11 protein-coding genes, 2 tRNA genes and 3 rRNA genes are annotated in these 17,931 nt (G+C 55.4%); 2 read left to right on the forward strand and 14 right to left on the reverse strand.

Annotation, left to right across the window (positions count from 1 at the left end; translation table 11 throughout):
* Positions 1-121 precede the first annotated feature (121 nt).
* The 14 genes from rrf to mrcB form a co-directional block, all read right to left on the reverse strand.
* Positions 122-237: ribosomal RNA gene (gene rrf, locus GQ39_RS20575) — 5S ribosomal RNA — on the reverse strand.
* Between the two features lie 149 nt (positions 238-386).
* Positions 387-3,278 (reverse strand): 23S ribosomal RNA (locus tag GQ39_RS20580).
* Between the two features lie 247 nt (positions 3,279-3,525).
* A tRNA-Ala gene (locus GQ39_RS20585) sits at positions 3,526-3,601 on the reverse strand.
* A 28-nt stretch (positions 3,602-3,629) separates the two neighbouring features.
* Positions 3,630-3,706, reverse strand: a tRNA-Ile gene (locus tag GQ39_RS20590).
* A gap of 80 nt (positions 3,707-3,786) precedes the next feature.
* Positions 3,787-5,323: ribosomal RNA gene (locus GQ39_RS20595) — 16S ribosomal RNA — on the reverse strand.
* The 16S, 23S and 5S rRNA genes sit together here with 2 tRNA genes alongside, the layout of an rRNA operon.
* Positions 5,324-5,809: 486 nt before the next feature.
* Positions 5,810-6,430, reverse strand: coding sequence for a protein-methionine-sulfoxide reductase heme-binding subunit MsrQ (msrQ, locus tag GQ39_RS20600; RefSeq protein WP_047533265.1), 621 nt, complete (start codon positions 6,428-6,430; stop codon positions 5,810-5,812).
* Positions 6,430-7,443, reverse strand: a complete 1,014-nt coding sequence (msrP, locus tag GQ39_RS20605; protein ID WP_047533268.1) for a protein-methionine-sulfoxide reductase catalytic subunit MsrP — start codon at positions 7,441-7,443, stop codon at positions 6,430-6,432. The genes msrQ and msrP overlap by 1 nt, the downstream gene beginning before the upstream one ends.
* 63 nt (positions 7,444-7,506) lie before the next feature.
* A complete protein-coding gene (pssA, locus tag GQ39_RS20610; protein WP_047533271.1) occupies positions 7,507-8,364 on the reverse strand; it encodes a CDP-diacylglycerol--serine O-phosphatidyltransferase in 858 nt (285 codons plus the stop codon).
* Positions 8,365-8,509: 145 nt separating this feature from the next.
* Entirely contained in the window at positions 8,510-9,526 is a 1,017-nt protein-coding gene (gene ilvC / locus GQ39_RS20615) for a ketol-acid reductoisomerase (RefSeq protein WP_003228216.1), read from the reverse strand.
* Between the two features lie 48 nt (positions 9,527-9,574).
* On the reverse strand, positions 9,575-10,066 hold the full coding sequence (gene ilvN, locus GQ39_RS20620) for an acetolactate synthase small subunit (RefSeq protein ID WP_003205610.1): 492 nt from the start codon (positions 10,064-10,066) through the stop codon (positions 9,575-9,577).
* Positions 10,067-10,068: 2 nt separating this feature from the next.
* Positions 10,069-11,793 carry an acetolactate synthase 3 large subunit gene (locus GQ39_RS20625; protein ID WP_047539072.1) on the reverse strand — a complete coding sequence of 575 codons (1,725 nt, stop codon included), beginning with the start codon at positions 11,791-11,793 and terminating at the stop codon, positions 10,069-10,071.
* 574 nt (positions 11,794-12,367) lie between these two features.
* Positions 12,368-12,703: a YqcC family protein gene (locus GQ39_RS20630; protein ID WP_047533287.1), complete on the reverse strand. Its 336-nt coding sequence runs from the start codon at positions 12,701-12,703 to the stop codon at positions 12,368-12,370.
* Positions 12,703-13,437, reverse strand: coding sequence for a tetratricopeptide repeat protein (locus GQ39_RS20635; RefSeq protein WP_047533289.1), 735 nt, complete (start codon positions 13,435-13,437; stop codon positions 12,703-12,705). The genes GQ39_RS20630 and GQ39_RS20635 overlap by 1 nt, the downstream gene beginning before the upstream one ends.
* A 16-nt stretch (positions 13,438-13,453) precedes the next feature.
* The gene (gene mrcB, locus GQ39_RS20640; RefSeq protein WP_047533292.1) at positions 13,454-15,778 is read right to left on the reverse strand and encodes a penicillin-binding protein 1B; all 2,325 of its coding nucleotides are present in this window, start codon (positions 15,776-15,778) and stop codon (positions 13,454-13,456) included.
* A 115-nt stretch (positions 15,779-15,893) separates the two neighbouring features.
* Between mrcB and GQ39_RS20645 the strand changes: the two genes are divergently transcribed.
* Together GQ39_RS20645 and GQ39_RS20650 are read left to right on the forward strand one after the other, a co-directional pair.
* Positions 15,894-17,450, forward strand: a complete 1,557-nt coding sequence (locus GQ39_RS20645) for a bifunctional aminoglycoside phosphotransferase/ATP-binding protein (protein ID WP_047533295.1) — start codon at positions 15,894-15,896, stop codon at positions 17,448-17,450.
* A 91-nt stretch (positions 17,451-17,541) separates the two neighbouring features.
* Entirely contained in the window at positions 17,542-17,886 is a 345-nt protein-coding gene (locus GQ39_RS20650; RefSeq protein ID WP_047533298.1) for a pentapeptide repeat-containing protein, read from the forward strand.
* The last annotated feature ends 45 nt before the right edge of the window (positions 17,887-17,931 follow it).

Genomic DNA, 17,931 nt, shown 5'->3' on the forward strand with positions numbered 1-17,931 from the left:
CCTATTCTAGTGCCCTGAATCAAAAATAACTGTTCAAATTTCTGCGGTGATTAATCGTGCTTTTCTTGCGCCAAAAACAAAACCCCTACCTGCATACGCAGATAGGGGTTTTGGAATTTAATCTTGACGATGACCTACTCTCACATGGGGAAACCCCACACTACCATCGGCGATGCATCGTTTCACTGCTGAGTTCGGGATGGGATCAGGTGGTTCCAATGCTCTATGGTCGTCAAGAAATTCGGGTACCGAACCGTCTTTCGACGCTTCAGCAAATTGGGTATGCGATAGTTTGTGCGGCTTTTGTGAATCGTTGCGAACTTTCGGTTCATTGCGTCTTCACACACCGCAATCTGGCCTTTCGACGCAAATTGCTTGGGTGTTATATGGTCAAGCCTCACGGGCAATTAGTATTGGTTAGCTCAACGCCTCACAGCGCTTACACACCCAACCTATCAACGTCGTAGTCTTCGACGGCCCTTCAGGGGACTCAAGGTCCCAGTGAGATCTCATCTTGAGGCTAGTTTCCCGCTTAGATGCTTTCAGCGGTTATCTATTCCGAACATAGCTACCCGGCAATGCCACTGGCGTGACAACCGGAACACCAGAGGTTCGTCCACTCCGGTCCTCTCGTACTAGGAGCAGCCCCTCTCAAATCTCAAACGTCCACGGCAGATAGGGACCGAACTGTCTCACGACGTTCTAAACCCAGCTCGCGTACCACTTTAAATGGCGAACAGCCATACCCTTGGGACCGGCTTCAGCCCCAGGATGTGATGAGCCGACATCGAGGTGCCAAACACCGCCGTCGATATGAACTCTTGGGCGGTATCAGCCTGTTATCCCCGGAGTACCTTTTATCCGTTGAGCGATGGCCCTTCCATACAGAACCACCGGATCACTAAGACCTACTTTCGTACCTGCTCGACGTGTCTGTCTCGCAGTCAAGCGCGCTTTTGCCTTTATACTCTACGACCGATTTCCGACCGGTCTGAGCGCACCTTCGTACTCCTCCGTTACTCTTTAGGAGGAGACCGCCCCAGTCAAACTACCCACCATACACTGTCCTCGATCCGGATAACGGACCTGAGTTAGAACCTCAAAGTTGCCAGGGTGGTATTTCAAGGATGGCTCCACGCGAACTGGCGTCCACGCTTCAAAGCCTCCCACCTATCCTACACAAGCAAATTCAAAGTCCAGTGCAAAGCTATAGTAAAGGTTCACGGGGTCTTTCCGTCTAGCCGCGGATACACTGCATCTTCACAGCGATTTCAATTTCACTGAGTCTCGGGTGGAGACAGCGCCGCCATCGTTACGCCATTCGTGCAGGTCGGAACTTACCCGACAAGGAATTTCGCTACCTTAGGACCGTTATAGTTACGGCCGCCGTTTACCGGGGCTTCGATCAAGAGCTTCGCGTTAGCTAACCCCATCAATTAACCTTCCGGCACCGGGCAGGCGTCACACCCTATACGTCCACTTTCGTGTTTGCAGAGTGCTGTGTTTTTAATAAACAGTCGCAGCGGCCTGGTATCTTCGACCGGCGTGGGCTTACGCAGCAAGTGCTTCACCCTCACCGGCGCACCTTCTCCCGAAGTTACGGTGCCATTTTGCCTAGTTCCTTCACCCGAGTTCTCTCAAGCGCCTTGGTATTCTCTACCCAACCACCTGTGTCGGTTTGGGGTACGGTTCCTGGTTACCTGAAGCTTAGAAGCTTTTCTTGGAAGCATGGCATCAACCACTTCGTGTTCTAAAAGAACACTCGTCATCAGCTCTCGGCCTTAGAATCCCGGATTTACCTAAGATTCCAGCCTACCACCTTAAACTTGGACAACCAACGCCAAGCTGGCCTAGCCTTCTCCGTCCCTCCATCGCAATAACCAGAAGTACAGGAATATTAACCTGTTTTCCATCGACTACGCTTTTCAGCCTCGCCTTAGGGACCGACTAACCCTGCGTCGATTAACGTTGCGCAGGAAACCTTGGTCTTTCGGCGTGGGTGTTTTTCACACCCATTGTCGTTACTCATGTCAGCATTCGCACTTCTGATACCTCCAGCAAGCTTCTCAACTCACCTTCACAGGCTTACAGAACGCTCCTCTACCGCATCACCTAAGTGATACCCGTAGCTTCGGTGTATGGTTTGAGCCCCGTTACATCTTCCGCGCAGGCCGACTCGACTAGTGAGCTATTACGCTTTCTTTAAAGGGTGGCTGCTTCTAAGCCAACCTCCTAGCTGTCTAAGCCTTCCCACATCGTTTCCCACTTAACCATAACTTTGGGACCTTAGCTGACGGTCTGGGTTGTTTCCCTTTTCACGACGGACGTTAGCACCCGCCGTGTGTCTCCCATGCTCGGCACTTGTAGGTATTCGGAGTTTGCATCGGTTTGGTAAGTCGGGATGACCCCCTAGCCGAAACAGTGCTCTACCCCCTACAGTGATACATGAGGCGCTACCTAAATAGCTTTCGAGGAGAACCAGCTATCTCCGAGCTTGATTAGCCTTTCACTCCGATCCACAGGTCATCCGCTAACTTTTCAACGGTAGTCGGTTCGGTCCTCCAGTCAGTGTTACCTAACCTTCAACCTGCCCATGGATAGATCGCCCGGTTTCGGGTCTATTCCCAGCGACTAGACGCCCTATTAAGACTCGCTTTCGCTACGCCTCCCCTATTCGGTTAAGCTCGCCACTGAAAATAAGTCGCTGACCCATTATACAAAAGGTACGCAGTCACAGAACAAAGTCTGCTCCCACTGCTTGTACGCATACGGTTTCAGGATCTATTTCACTCCCCTCTCCGGGGTTCTTTTCGCCTTTCCCTCACGGTACTAGTTCACTATCGGTCAGTCAGTAGTATTTAGCCTTGGAGGATGGTCCCCCCATATTCAGACAAAGTTTCTCGTGCTCCGTCCTACTCGATTTCATGACCAAGAGATTTTCGCGTACAGGGCTATCACCCACTATGGCCGCACTTTCCAGAGCGTTCCGCTAATCTCAAAGCCACTTAAGGGCTAGTCCCCGTTCGCTCGCCACTACTAAGGGAATCTCGGTTGATTTCTTTTCCTCAGGGTACTTAGATGTTTCAGTTCCCCTGGTTCGCCTCTTAAGCCTATGTATTCAGCTTAAGATAACCATCTTATGATGGCTGGGTTCCCCCATTCAGACATCTCCGGATCAAAGTCTGTTTGCCGACTCCCCGAAGCTTTTCGCAGGCTACCACGTCTTTCATCGCCTCTGACTGCCAAGGCATCCACCGTATGCGCTTCTTCACTTGACCATATAACCCCAAGCAATCTGGTTATACTGTGAAGACGACATTCGCCGAAAATTCGCGCTACTCAATTAAGAGCAACTCACAAATTTTACCTTAGCCTGATCCGTTACCAGTGAAAGTAACGTTCAGTCTATCTTTCTATCACATACCCAAATTTTTAAAGAACGATCTAGCCAAAGACTAGAAATCAACATTCACCATCCATCGATGGAATGTTCATTTCTAAGCTTTCAAACTTCAGAAGCAGTAGTGGTGGAGCCAAACGGGATCGAACCGTTGACCTCCTGCGTGCAAGGCAGGCGCTCTCCCAGCTGAGCTATGGCCCCGTATCTCTACAGGTGTCCCACACAAAATTGGTGGGTCTGGGCAGATTCGAACTGCCGACCTCACCCTTATCAGGGGTGCGCTCTAACCAACTGAGCTACAGACCCAATTTCGGGCTGCTTCTATCGTCTTCTTCAATGAATCAAGCAATTCGTGTGGGAACTTATGGAGCAGCTGAGTCGTCGATTAAGGAGGTGATCCAGCCGCAGGTTCCCCTACGGCTACCTTGTTACGACTTCACCCCAGTCATGAATCACACCGTGGTAACCGTCCTCCCGAAGGTTAGACTAGCTACTTCTGGTGCAACCCACTCCCATGGTGTGACGGGCGGTGTGTACAAGGCCCGGGAACGTATTCACCGCGACATTCTGATTCGCGATTACTAGCGATTCCGACTTCACGCAGTCGAGTTGCAGACTGCGATCCGGACTACGATCGGTTTTGTGGGATTAGCTCCACCTCGCGGCTTGGCAACCCTCTGTACCGACCATTGTAGCACGTGTGTAGCCCAGGCCGTAAGGGCCATGATGACTTGACGTCATCCCCACCTTCCTCCGGTTTGTCACCGGCAGTCTCCTTAGAGTGCCCACCATTACGTGCTGGTAACTAAGGACAAGGGTTGCGCTCGTTACGGGACTTAACCCAACATCTCACGACACGAGCTGACGACAGCCATGCAGCACCTGTCTCAATGTTCCCGAAGGCACCAATCCATCTCTGGAAAGTTCATTGGATGTCAAGGCCTGGTAAGGTTCTTCGCGTTGCTTCGAATTAAACCACATGCTCCACCGCTTGTGCGGGCCCCCGTCAATTCATTTGAGTTTTAACCTTGCGGCCGTACTCCCCAGGCGGTCAACTTAATGCGTTAGCTGCGCCACTAAGAGCTCAAGGCTCCCAACGGCTAGTTGACATCGTTTACGGCGTGGACTACCAGGGTATCTAATCCTGTTTGCTCCCCACGCTTTCGCACCTCAGTGTCAGTATCAGTCCAGGTGGTCGCCTTCGCCACTGGTGTTCCTTCCTATATCTACGCATTTCACCGCTACACAGGAAATTCCACCACCCTCTACCATACTCTAGCTTGTCAGTTTTGAATGCAGTTCCCAGGTTGAGCCCGGGGCTTTCACATCCAACTTAACAAACCACCTACGCGCGCTTTACGCCCAGTAATTCCGATTAACGCTTGCACCCTCTGTATTACCGCGGCTGCTGGCACAGAGTTAGCCGGTGCTTATTCTGTCGGTAACGTCAAAATTGCAGAGTATTAATCTACAACCCTTCCTCCCAACTTAAAGTGCTTTACAATCCGAAGACCTTCTTCACACACGCGGCATGGCTGGATCAGGCTTTCGCCCATTGTCCAATATTCCCCACTGCTGCCTCCCGTAGGAGTCTGGACCGTGTCTCAGTTCCAGTGTGACTGATCATCCTCTCAGACCAGTTACGGATCGTCGCCTTGGTGAGCCATTACCTCACCAACTAGCTAATCCGACCTAGGCTCATCTGATAGCGCAAGGCCCGAAGGTCCCCTGCTTTCTCCCGTAGGACGTATGCGGTATTAGCGTCCCTTTCGAGACGTTGTCCCCCACTACCAGGCAGATTCCTAGGCATTACTCACCCGTCCGCCGCTGAATCAGGGAGCAAGCTCCCTTCATCCGCTCGACTTGCATGTGTTAGGCCTGCCGCCAGCGTTCAATCTGAGCCATGATCAAACTCTTCAGTTCAAACATCTTTGGGTTTTGAGAAAACCCTAAACTTGGCTCAGCAATCGTTGGTTACATCTTTGATTTCTCGCGGAGTAACTTGTGATGCTGATAATCTGTTGACTAGCAGTCTGACTCCACAAGCACCCACACGAATTGCTTGATTCAGTTGTTAAAGAGCGGTTGGTTAAGATCTTTCGTCTCAACCGAGGCGCGAATTCTACAGCAGCCTCATTTGCTGTCAAGTGATTATTTTCAGAAGTTTTCAAGGATTCCTTAACAACTTCAACCACTTGCGCCTTCGATCTCTCGTCAGCGGGAGGCGAATTCTACAGCGTTACTCGCTGCTGTCAACACCTCTTTTTCAACTTCCTTTCGACTTCGATGACCTGAAGCAACCTGCTGCCGAAAACTGCGTAACTCATTGTTTATCAAGGAGTTTTCCGTTTCGACTGCGCCGGAAGTGGGGCGAATTATAGGCTTCCAGAATCTGCCGTCAACCACTAATTACGCTTTTTTGGCAGAAGAGGCCTTTTTCATCATCAAACGCGGGATTCGCCGGGTTACAGGCGGTAGCCGCAATACTAATAGCAACGCCCCCACAGCGGCATATATAGCCCACTCTCTCAGATCGGCGCGCACAATCCAGAGCATATGCAGCAATCCAAGCACCAAAACCACATAAACCAGGCGATGCAATTTCTTCCAGTGCACACCCAGACGTCGCTGACTGTATCGATTGGAGGTCATTGCCAATACCAGCAAACAAAAAACACCCAGCGCTCCGACAATAATGTACGGGCGTTTGCGTAACTCGACACCCAGCTGCGACCCATCAAATCCGAGGATAAACGCCAGATAAGCGCTCAGGTGCAGAACTACATAAGCAAAACACCACAAACCCAATTGCCGCCTGACCGCAATCCACCCCGCCCAACCGGTGAACTTTTGCAGAGGCGTCATGCTTAATGTGATGAGCAGAAGAACAAGGGTCCCCAAGCCCAAACGGTCGACCAATACTTTCCCCGGGTCCGGGCCAAGCGCATCAGTCCAGGCTTGATACAACCAGAACAAGGGCCACACCAACGCGACAATAAAGACACCGACACGCCAAAGCGGGTACCGCATCAGTAATTCTTCCGCAAATCGAGCCCGCTATATAGAGACGCCACTTCATCAGCGTAGCCATTGAACATCTGCGTATCACGCACGTTGGGCTTGAAAAGACCACTCGGCAAGCGCCGCTCACGAGCCTGCGTCCAGCGTGGATGATCAACCGCGGGATTCACATTCGCATAGAAGCCATATTCGTCCGGGGCAATACTCTGCCAGGTCGTTTTGGGCTGCTCATCGACCAGACTGATCCGCACAATGGACTTGATGCTTTTGAAGCCGTACTTCCATGGCACTACCAGACGCAACGGCGCCCCGTTCTGATTCGGCAACTCACGCCCATACATCCCAACCGCCAGAATCGCCAACGGGTTCATCGCCTCATCCATGCGCAACCCTTCTACATAGGGCCAGTCGATCAAGGCGAATTCGGATCGCTGCCCCGGCATGTTCTTGGGATCCTGCAGCGTTTCAAAACGAATGAATTTGGCTTTTGACGTTGGCTCTACTTGCTTGAGTAACGCCGAGACGGGAAAACCGATCCATGGAATGACCATCGACCAAGCCTCCACACAGCGAAGGCGGTAGATTCGCTCTTCCAACTGATAAGGCCTCATGAAGTCTTCGAGTGCATAGCGTCCCGGCTTACCCACTTCGCCATCCACCACCACAGTCCAGGGCTCAGTCTTTAACGCGCCGGCATTGGCTGCAGGATCACCTTTGTCGGTGCCAAACTCATAGAAGTTGTTGTAATGGGTAGCATCCTTGAAAGGCGTGATCGCCTCATCCTTCACGGTGACTGCATCCCAACGGGCGGAAGGAAGTTTTTCGCTGAACCAGGAAGGCGCCTTGCCAGGTTCAACATCCGAATAACGCCCCACCTCATTGGCGCTAGCCCAGCGAGGCAGCCCGCTCAGCGCCAAGCCGCCAACGGCAGCGCCCAATACATGACGTCGAGAGAGATAACAGGATTCAGGCGTGACGTCCGACTCATGACAGTCAGACGCCTTGGGGATTTTGATCAGCATGGCTACTCCGCAGCATTGGAGAACAGATGCACCAACAGACTGCGGAGTATGAGGGAAATTACATCACTCGACGCTTTTGCGCCGACGAAGATGTAACAAGTACTGCACCGGACCGGAAGCCGCGTAGGCGAGGAAAACCAGCAGCAGGATGCGCGGAGGATCGCTGAACACTACGGCGAAGACCAGCACCACGGCCAGGATTGCCACGAAAGGCACACGCCCCTTGAGGTCCAGCTCCTTGAAGCTGTTGTACTTGATGTTGCTGACCATGAGCATGCCCGCAGCCGCGACCATTAACGCCACCAGGAAGGACATCTTGGATCCCTGGATACCGTAGTCACTGAACGCCCAGACAATCCCTGCCACGACGCCAGCAGCAGCCGGACTGGCCAGGCCAATGAAGTAGCGCTTATCGGCGGTGCCGACCTGGGTGTTAAAACGCGCCAGCCGCAACGCCGCGCCCGCTACATAGATGAAAGCCACCATCCAGCCGACCTTGCCCATGTCGCCCAGCGCCCAACCAAATGCCAGCAAGGCAGGTGCAACACCGAAGGCAACCATGTCCGACAGCGAGTCGTACTCGGCACCGAAGGCACTCTGGGTATTGGTCATGCGCGCGACACGGCCATCGAGACCGTCGAGCACCATGGCGACGAAAATCGCGATGGCTGCGAAAGCAAAATACTTGCTCGCGCCAATCGAATCACCCGCACTCAGGGCGCTCTGTGCGCTCATGGAGTTAATGATGGAGTAAAACCCTGCGAACAGATTCGCAGTGGTGAACAGATTCGGCAGAAGATAGATACCACGATGCCGGACTTTACGGCCTTCAGCGTCATGCCCTTCTTCAACATGCTCATCGATGGGCAGCAGGCTTTCGGCGTCAGAAGCCTGGTTTGGCTCTTCGGGACGTTCGCTCATGGACAATACCTTGCAACGGGGTGGAAAGTTTCGACAGATGTCTGCGGCAACGGTTCGCACCGCAAACGATGCAGCTTTATACCAGAACCGGCCCGCCAAACGAAAAAACGCGGCCTGGGCCGCGTTTTTCGTACAAGGGCGTGACTTAGTTTTTGGCTTTGTCGACGATCTTGTTGGCACCGATCCACGGCATCATGGAGCGCAGTTGCTCGCCGATGATTTCGATACCGTGAGCGGCGTTGTTGCGACGCTTGGCGGTCATCGAAGGATAGCCGGTAGCCCCTTCGCTGATGAACATCTTGGCGTATTCGCCGTCCTGAATACGTTTCAGGGCGTTGCGCATGGCCTGACGGGATTCGGCGTTGATCACTTCCGGGCCGGTCACGTACTCGCCGTATTCGGCGTTGTTGGAGATCGAGTAGTTCATGTTGGCGATACCGCCTTCGTACATGAGGTCAACGATCAGCTTCAGTTCGTGCAGGCATTCGAAGTAGGCCATCTCTGGCGCATAGCCAGCTTCAACCAGCGTTTCGAAACCAGCTTTAACCAGTTCAACGGTACCGCCGCACAGAACGGCTTGTTCGCCGAACAGGTCGGTTTCAGTCTCGTCCTTGAAGGTGGTTTCGATGATGCCGGTACGACCACCGCCAACACCGGCAGCGTAGGACAGAGCAACGTTCTTGGCGTTGCCCGACGCGTCCTGGTAGATCGCGATCAGGTCAGGGATACCGCCGCCCTTCACGAACTCGGAACGTACGGTGTGGCCTGGAGCTTTCGGCGCGATCATGATCACGTCGAGGTCAGCGCGCGGCACTACCTGGTTGTAGTGGATCGCGAAGCCGTGGGAGAAGGCCAGGGTGGCGCCTTTCTTGATGTTCGGCTCGATTTCGTTCTTGTACAGCGAGGACTGGAACTCGTCCGGGGTCAGGATCATGACCAGGTCGGCCGCTGCAACAGCGGAAGCAACGTCGGTCACTTTCAGGCCGTGAGCTTCGGCTTTGGCAACGGTGGCCGAACCTTTACGCAGACCAACGGTAACGTCAACGCCAGAGTCTTTCAGGTTGCACGCTTGGGCGTGGCCCTGGGAACCGTAACCGATGATGGCAACTTTCTTGCCCTGGATGATCGACAGGTCGCAGTCTTTATCGTAGAAAACTTTCATGAATTTCCCCTATATATCCAGGCCGTTCAGGCCATTCGCTAATTTGGTTTAGATGCTGAGTACTTTGTCGCCGCGCGCAATCCCGGTGACGCCACTGCGTACAGTTTCCAGGATCGAGGCGGTGCCGATGGACTGAATGAAGCTGTCGAGCTTGTCGCTGGTACCGGTCAATTGAACGGTATACACGCTGGCGCTGACATCGACGATCTGCCCACGGTAAATATCGGTGGTGCGCTTGATCTCGGCGCGTTGGGCGCCGGTGGCTTTGACCTTGACCAGCATCAGTTCGCGCTCGATGTGAGCACTCTCCGACAGGTCGACCAGTTTTACCACTTCGATCAGCTTGTTCAGGTTTTTGGTGATCTGCTCGATGATCTCATCATGGCCGACAGTGGTCAGCGTCAGACGCGACAGGGTCGGGTCTTCGGTTGGCGCCACAGTCAGGCTTTCGATGTTGTAGTTGCGCTGCGAGAACAGGCCGACTACGCGAGACAAAGCGCCGGGTTCGTTTTCCAGAAGCAAGGAAATAATGTGCCGCATGATTAAGTACGCTCCGTCTTGCTCAGCCACATATCGCGCATGGAGCCGTCTTTGATCTGCATCGGGTAGACGTGCTCGTTGGCGTCGACCTTGATGTCAAGGAACACCAGGCGATCCTTCATCGCGAACGCTTCCTCCATCATCGGCTTCAAATCCTTCAAGTCGGTGATGCGCATGCCAACGTGACCATAGGCTTCAGCCAACTTGACGAAGTCCGGCAACGATTCCATGTAGGAATGCGAGTGACGCGCACCGTAGCTCATGTCCTGCCATTGGCGGACCATGCCGAGCACGCCGTTGTTGAGCAGAATGATCTTCAGTGGCAAGCCATGTTGCAGACAGGTCGACAACTCCTGAATGTTCATCTGAATGCTGCCCTCGCCGGTCACACAGGCGACTTCAGCATCCGGGAAGTTCAGTTTCACGCCCATCGCAGCCGGCAAACCGAAGCCCATCGTGCCCAGGCCGCCGGAATTGATCCAGCGATTCGGCTTGTTGAAACGGTAGTACTGGGCCGCGTACATCTGATGTTGACCCACGTCGGAGGACACATAGGCATCGCCATGGGTCACTTCGCTCAGCGTCTCGATCACAGTCTGAGGCTTGATAATGCTGCCATCACCCTTGTTGTAAGGGAACATGTCGCGATCACCACGCCACTCTTCAATCTGCTTCCACCAGGTGGCTACAGCTTCCTTGTTCGGGGCCTCGCCGATTTCCTTGAAGGTAGCGACCATTTCGGTCAGTACGCTTTCCACCGGACCTACGATAGGAACGTCGGCCTTGATGGTCTTGGAGATCGAAGCCGGGTCGATGTCGACATGAATGATCTTGGCATTCGGGCAAAACTTCGACGCACCATTGATAACGCGATCGTCGAAGCGCGCGCCGACTGCAAGGATCACATCGGCATGGTGCATCGTCAGGTTGGCGGTGTAGCTGCCATGCATACCGAGCATGCCGACGAACTGGCGGTCGTTACCCGGATAGGCGCCAAGGCCCATCAAGGTATTGGTGACCGGTGCGTTCAGCAGTTGCGCCAACTCGGTCAACGGCGCGGAACCGTTGCCCATGATGACGCCGCCACCGGCATAGATGATTGGCCGCTTGGCCGCCAACAGCATTTCCACGGCTTTGCGGATCTGGCCCGAATGGCCACGCACTGCAGGGCTGTAGGAACGCAGCTTGGCTTTTTTCGGGAAGACGTATTCGAACTTCTCGGCCGGATTGGTCATGTCTTTCGGGATATCGACCACTACCGGGCCCGGACGACCGGATTGCGCCAGGTAGAAAGCCTTCTTCATGACTTCCGGGATTTCCGATGGGTGCTTGATCATGAAGCTGTGCTTCACGATCGGCCGGGAGATACCGATCATGTCGGTTTCCTGGAATGCATCCGTGCCGACCATGGTGCTCGGCACCTGGGCGGTCAGAATCACCATCGGGATCGAGTCCATGTACGCAGTGGCGATACCGGTAATGACGTTAGTCGCACCCGGTCCGGATGTCACCAGTACGACACCGGCCTTGCCAGTGGCGCGCGCATAACCGTCAGCCATGTGAGTGGCAGCCTGCTCATGACGGACGAGAATGTGCTGAACGGATGGTTCTTTGAACAGTGCATCGTAGATATGCAGTGCGGCACCACCCGGGTACCCATAGATATACTTAACGCCCTCGTCACGCAAAAAGCGGACGATCATTTCACCGCCAGATAAAAGCTCCACGTTGTTCACCTCTAAAACGCCAGAATACCGCCCACATATAAGGGGACGGGTCTTAATAGGTTTACTTCCCAGCAGAGCATGAGCGACGGTGGTCGCCGACTACGTCAGCACTGACTGAGCAAGTATTGGGATCGTCCCAAGTGTTGCGGGCCTTTCCCACCCAGCGCGAGGTAACGCGTTGCGGGTGTAACAGGTCGGCGCGGATGTGCGCCTCATGATCTGCTGAGTGGGTCTGCTTCTGGCAGTCCCTCTACAGCGGACTTTGGATTCTTCTGTTTCGTCCCCTGCAAGTCAAGTCGTCTATGTGCTTTATTGAACTAAGCACATGAGAAAGCAAGAAAAAACCGTGAAACTGCATGAGTGTTAGCTTCAATTGCGCAACCCGAGACAAGGAATTGGACAATCCGCAACGGAGAGAGGAAGTACAGGGAGCGATGCGGCGACTGGATGACGTTCAACGGCAGGAGCCGCACCAGTGAGACGCAGATACGAATAGCGAACAACCACCAGTAGGCATGCAGGAACCGGGCATGCGCTCATCGCGAACAAGCCCGGTTGCTACAAGGGATCGAACTCAGCGAGAAGCTGTGATCAGCACATCGAACTCTTTGAGCAACATTTGCAACTGCCGATCTTTTCCCTGGACATTACGGCCAGCGAAGACCATTTCGGCCATCTCCTGAATCCCCGATGCACTGGGCAAAGGCAGATCCTGCTCCAGAATCATTTTCATGCGTGGCAAGAAGATCCATTGCAACCACTGCTCGAAATCCAGTGTATCGACCGAAAATGGCTCGACACTGGAAAGCGCCTCTGCGCTTGGCATGACGTCGTCCCACCAGCCCTGAATCCGCAGTTCACGTTCGATCAACAGCAACTGATCGGCAACTTTGTTAAAGCGCTCGTCCATCACGACGTTACCTTGGCCTTCTGACGGGCCAGCGCTGCGCCGGCAGAGTCACCCTGCTTCTCACGCGCCTGAGCGATCAGCTCCCAAAGGTTTGCTTGCAGTGCCGGGCGACCGTTGGCGAAGGTCAGGCCACGACGAGCGAATTGCTCGGCCTGCGGCGCATCACCTTGAGCCATGCGCACTTGCGCCAGGCGATAAAGCACTTGTGGCTCACGGGGTGCGACACGCTGGGCGCGCTCGAGGCTCGACGAAGCACCATTGAGATCACCGCTGGACTGTTGTTGCTGCGCAGTCGTCAACAGCGCCAGAACCGGACCGTCCAGTTGCTCGTCGGCGGACAGACCACCGGCGCTGGCCGAAGGAATCCCGCTCGGCGCCGATGGCATGCTGTAGCTGCCTTGATTGATCGGCGCGGACTGAACCGGTGCGGTATCGATCGGGCCCGGTGTAATCGGGCCTGGCGTAATCGGCGTGGTGCTGATCGGCGTTGAAGTCGTTGCACCGCCACCTGGCACCATCACGACAACACCGGTATCACCTTGCGGAATTTCCTGCGGGCGGGTTTGCGCCGGGCGCTTCACCGTCGTCTGACGGAAACCGCCATTGTTCGAGATTCGCTCGCTGTTGGAGACGGCGGTACCGGCGTCTTCTACCGGAATCGAGCCACGTTGTACGGTGGAGCAACCGCTGAGCAAAGCCACGGCGGCAACCGCTGGAATCAACCACTTGTTCACTTGATACCCTCTTTGCTTAATTCATCCAGCCCTTGACCCAATCCATCACCGTTTCGCCGGAAGCGGGGCTTTCGCCACCGCAAGCGGCGCCGGGAGGCGGTTCGCTGCCGCGAATATACGGCATCTGTACAGCGCCTGGGCAGTTGGCATCAGAGCCCTGTCCCGTGCGCGAATCGACCCAGGCCTGAACGATATTGTCCGGCTGCGGCATGTCCAGTGGGAGTGGATCGGCCTTGCGCATAAAGCTGGTCCAGACCTGCAAGGCACCGGTAGCGCCGGTAAACGGCGTTTTGCCATTGTCATCGCGCCCCAGCCACACCACCGCGAGCAAGTCCTGGCTGAAACCGGCAAACCAACTGTCCCGCGAATCGTTACTGGTGCCGGTCTTGCCTGCAAGGGTCAAGGTTTTCGGCAACACGTTGTAGACCGAGCTGCCGGTGCCTTCACGCATGACACGCTGCATGGCGCTCTGGATCAGGTAAATGGAAGCCGGATCGAAACGCTGCTGAATCTGGAACGGGTAACGCTTGAGCGGTTCGCCTTCGGCGGTCAGAACACTGCGGATCCCGCGCATCGGCGTGTTGAAACCACCGTTGGCCAGGGTCTGATACATGGTTGCCACTTCGATCGGCGTCATGCCTCCCGCGCCCAGTAGCATGGACGGGAATGCCGGAAACTCGCGACTGACACCCAAGCGCCCCAGCGTCTTCAGAACATTGGGTACACCCACCGCCAGCCCCAGACGTGCGGTCGACAGGTTGTAGGAATGCGCCAACCCCTGATAAAGGAAAACCGTGCCATGAGACCGTCGATCGTAGTTCTGTGGTTTCCAGACCTGACCGTCCGCACCTTTGACCGAGAAGGATTCGTCCGACAGCCAACTGGTCAACGTGTACTGGCTCGGCTTCTCCAGCGCTGTCAGATAAACCGCCGGCTTGATCAACGAGCCAATCGGCCGCACAGCATCCAGAGCACGGTTGAACCCGGCGAAACTGGCCTGACGACTGCCAATCATGGCCTGGACTTCGCCGGTTTCCGGATTGGTGACGACCATGGCCGCCTCGACATCATCAGAACCTTTGCGCCCTGCCAGACGTTTGAAGGTGTCATTGACCGAGGCTTCGGCTTTCATCTGCAGGATCGGATCGAAACTGGTGAAGATGCGCAGACCTTCTTCCGTCAAGTCTTCGTCACGATAGTCTTCACGCAGCTGACGCTTGACCAGGTCGAGGAAGCCGGGGAACGAGCTGTCCGCAAGGCTGCCACGCTTGGTCACGCCCAGCGGCATCTTCTTCGCGGCTTCGACCTGCTCGGCGGTGGCGACTCCCTGCTCCTGCAAGACATCGAGCACGAGATTGCGTCGCTCGAGCGCGCGCTCCGGGTACCGCCGCGGATTGTAGGACGAAGGCCCCTTGACCATGCCCACCAGCAATGCAACCTGATGCAGTTTGAGCTCGGACAATGGCTGGCTGAAGAAGAACTGGCTGGCCAGACCGAAACCATGCACCGCACGCTGGCCGTCCTGACCGATGAACACCTCGTTCAGATAAGCCTCGAGGATTTCACGCTTGTCGTAATGCAGCTCCAGCAGCAAAGCCATCATGGCCTCGGTGAGTTTTCGGCTCAGGCTGCGTTCGTTGGTCAGGTAGAAGTTTTTGACCAATTGTTGCGTCAGGGTACTGCCGCCCTGGCGCATCCGGCCTGACGAGCCATTGACCCAGATTGCACGGGCAATCGACTTCGGCGACACACCAAAGTGGTGATAGAAGTCACGGTCCTCAACGGCCACCAGGGTGTCGAGCAAGTACGGCGGCACCTGATCGATCTTGATCAGAATCCGGTCTTCGAGGTTTTTCGGGTACAAGCCACCAATCAGCAACGGCTCAAGGCGCACTACCGACAGCTTCGCACCGCTGGTCGCCGACAATTCAGCGACGTAGTCGCCGGAAAAACGTACACGTACCGGTTGCGCCTGCTCCATGCCTTCATAGAACTGGAAGCCACGGGTATTCAGATCAACGGTGTTGCCATTGACCGAGGCCGCACCGGGGCCATTGGCCACGCTTTCACGGCGATAACCCAAGGCGTCGAGTTCGGTGAGAAAGTCATCCCGGCTCAGCTTTTGTCCGACGAACAGCTCAAGTGGACGCGCGTATACCTTGGCCGGAATGGTCCAGCGCTTGCCGGAAAACTTCTCCTGCACAATGGCATCGAGGTAAACCGCGAACCCGGCCAGCACCACCAGGCCGACCAGACTGAGTTTAAGGGCCCAGCCCAGCCAGGGGCGCAGGCCTCTGGAAGGTGGTTTTTTAGGGGTACGGGGAGATCGAGTACGAGTCATGGCGGCGGATTATACGCACTTTATTCATACTCAACAGGAGCCCTCCGAGATTGCGTTAGGCTGGCCAGCCGCCATAATGACGGCCTGTATTTTTCCAGACTCTGAAGGATCGCCAGTGAGCCAGTCCCTGATCGCCGCCCTGCAAAACCCGGCCCTCTATCCGCATCCTGTAGAGGGGTTCCAGCTTATCGAGACCCACATTTCCTGGGTTCTGCTTACCGGCCCTTATGCCTATAAGGTGAAGAAGCCGGTGAACTTCGGCTTCCTCGATTTCACCAGCCTTGAGGCCCGCAAGCATTTCTGTGGTGAAGAACTGCGCCTCAACCAGCGCCTGACTCAGGATCTTTACCTCGAAGTGTTGCCGATTACCGGCAGCGCCGAGGCCCCGCAACTGGGCGGCGACGGTCCGGTCGTCGAATACGCCCTGAAGATGCGCCAGTTCCCGCAGAGCCAGTTGCTCAGCACCCTGCAAGCCAATGGCGAACTGACGCCAGCGCACATCGATGCAATGGCTGAGCAGATCGCCCGCTTCCACCTCAACGCGCCGAAAGTCCCTGCCGAACACGACGCAGGCACACCGGACAGCGTCATGGCGCCAGTACGACAAAACTTCGAACAAATTCGCCCATTCCTCAGCGACAAGGCCGACCTCCAGCAGTTGGAAGCTTTGCAAGCCTGGGCTGAAACCAGCTTCGAACGCCTCAAGCCGCTGTTTGCCCAGCGCAAGGCTGAAGGGTTCATCCGTGAATGCCACGGCGACATCCACTTGGGCAACGCCACGGTGATCGACGGCAAGGTCGTGATCTTTGACTGCATCGAATTCAACGAGCCGTTCCGCTTCACGGACGTGTATGCCGACACCGGCTTCCTGGCGATGGACCTCGAGGACCGTGGCCTGAAAAGCCTGGCACGGCGATTCATCAGCCAATACCTGGAGCTGACAGGCGATTACCAGGGCCTGGAACTGCTGAACTTCTATAAAGCCTACCGTGCATTGGTTCGCGCCAAGGTCGCCCTGTTCAGCATGCCGGCCGACGCCACTGCGGTACAGCGTGCCACCACGCTGCGCCAGTACCGTAACTACGCCAACCTGGCGGAAAGCTACAGCACCATTCCTTCGCGCTTCATGGCCATCACCCACGGCGTTTCCGCTGTCGGCAAAAGTCACGTGGCCATGCGCCTGGTGGAAGCACTGGGGGCGATTCGCTTGCGTTCGGACGTCGAACGCAAACGTCTGTTCGGCGAGCAGACCGTTCAGAATGACGTGCAGGCCGGTATTTATAGTGCTGATGCCAGCGCAGCGACCTACAGCCGCCTGCACGAAATTGCCCGCGTGATCCTGCACGCGGGCTTCCCGGTAGTGATCGATGCCACTTACCTCAAGCGTGCACAGCGCGAAAGCGCGGCGAAGGTCGCCGAGGCCACTGGCACTCCGTTTCTGATCCTCGACTGCAACGCTCCGCAGGCAGTGATCGAAAGTTGGCTGGCCCTGCGCCAGGCGGATAACAAGGACCCGTCTGACGCTACGCTGGCCGTGATCGAAGCCCAGCAAGCCAGTCGCGAAGCACTGACGCCGGCAGAAATTCTCTGCAGCAAACGCGTCCAGACCAATGAAAGCGGAACCCTGGACACCGTGGTGGAGCAGATTCGTCAACGCTTGCCGGGCCTGTAGGGAAGTATTTGAGCCGTGAAGCCATCGCCGGCTTCACGGCTGTCAAATACTGGCACTATACTGGCGTCATAAAACCAACAGGTGATATGACATGAGCCATCCCAAACTTCTCGACACCCCGCTTTATGCCTTACTGCACAAAGATGACATCACGGGCTTCAACAAAGAGCGCCCCAAGGATGGACCTATCGACATGGTAGGCGGTGATTTCCGAGGGTTGGACCTGCGTGAGTTGAACGCCGACGGCGTCGACTTTACCGATGCATATTTCCGCTCCGCCGACTTGCGCGGCATCGACTTTCGCAACGCTTCGCTTGAAGGCGCAAGCCTGGCCCACGCGCAGATCTCCGGGACTTACTTTCCGGCAGAACTGAGTGCTGACGAGATTTTGATGTCTATGAATTTCGGCACACGCTTGCGTTATCGCACTCGCTGATCGCCCGTATAAATTGACAAGTCCAGCGCCCCCGCTTCGCGCTGG

Origin of the sequence: Pseudomonas sp. 11/12A (genome assembly GCF_000800055.1) — a bacterium.
GTDB lineage: Bacteria > Pseudomonadota > Gammaproteobacteria > Pseudomonadales > Pseudomonadaceae > Aquipseudomonas > Aquipseudomonas mohnii.

Bases quoted from the DNA above. Each gene is read 5' to 3' on its own strand.
- msrQ (WP_047533265.1), bottom strand. From the start codon at position 6,430: ATGCGGTACCCGCTTTGGCGTGTCGGTGTCTTTATTGTCGCGTTGGTG.
- msrP (WP_047533268.1), bottom strand. From the start codon at position 7,443: ATGCTGATCAAAATCCCCAAGGCGTCTGACTGTCATGAGTCGGACGTC.
- pssA (WP_047533271.1), bottom strand. From the start codon at position 8,364: ATGAGCGAACGTCCCGAAGAGCCAAACCAGGCTTCTGACGCCGAAAGC.
- ilvC (WP_003228216.1), bottom strand. From the start codon at position 9,526: ATGAAAGTTTTCTACGATAAAGACTGCGACCTGTCGATCATCCAGGGC.
- ilvN (WP_003205610.1), bottom strand. From the start codon at position 10,066: ATGCGGCACATTATTTCCTTGCTTCTGGAAAACGAACCCGGCGCTTTG.
- GQ39_RS20630 (WP_047533287.1), bottom strand. From the start codon at position 12,703: ATGGACGAGCGCTTTAACAAAGTTGCCGATCAGTTGCTGTTGATCGAA.
- mrcB (WP_047533292.1), bottom strand. From the start codon at position 15,778: ATGACTCGTACTCGATCTCCCCGTACCCCTAAAAAACCACCTTCCAGA.
- GQ39_RS20650 (WP_047533298.1), top strand. From the start codon at position 17,542: ATGAGCCATCCCAAACTTCTCGACACCCCGCTTTATGCCTTACTGCAC.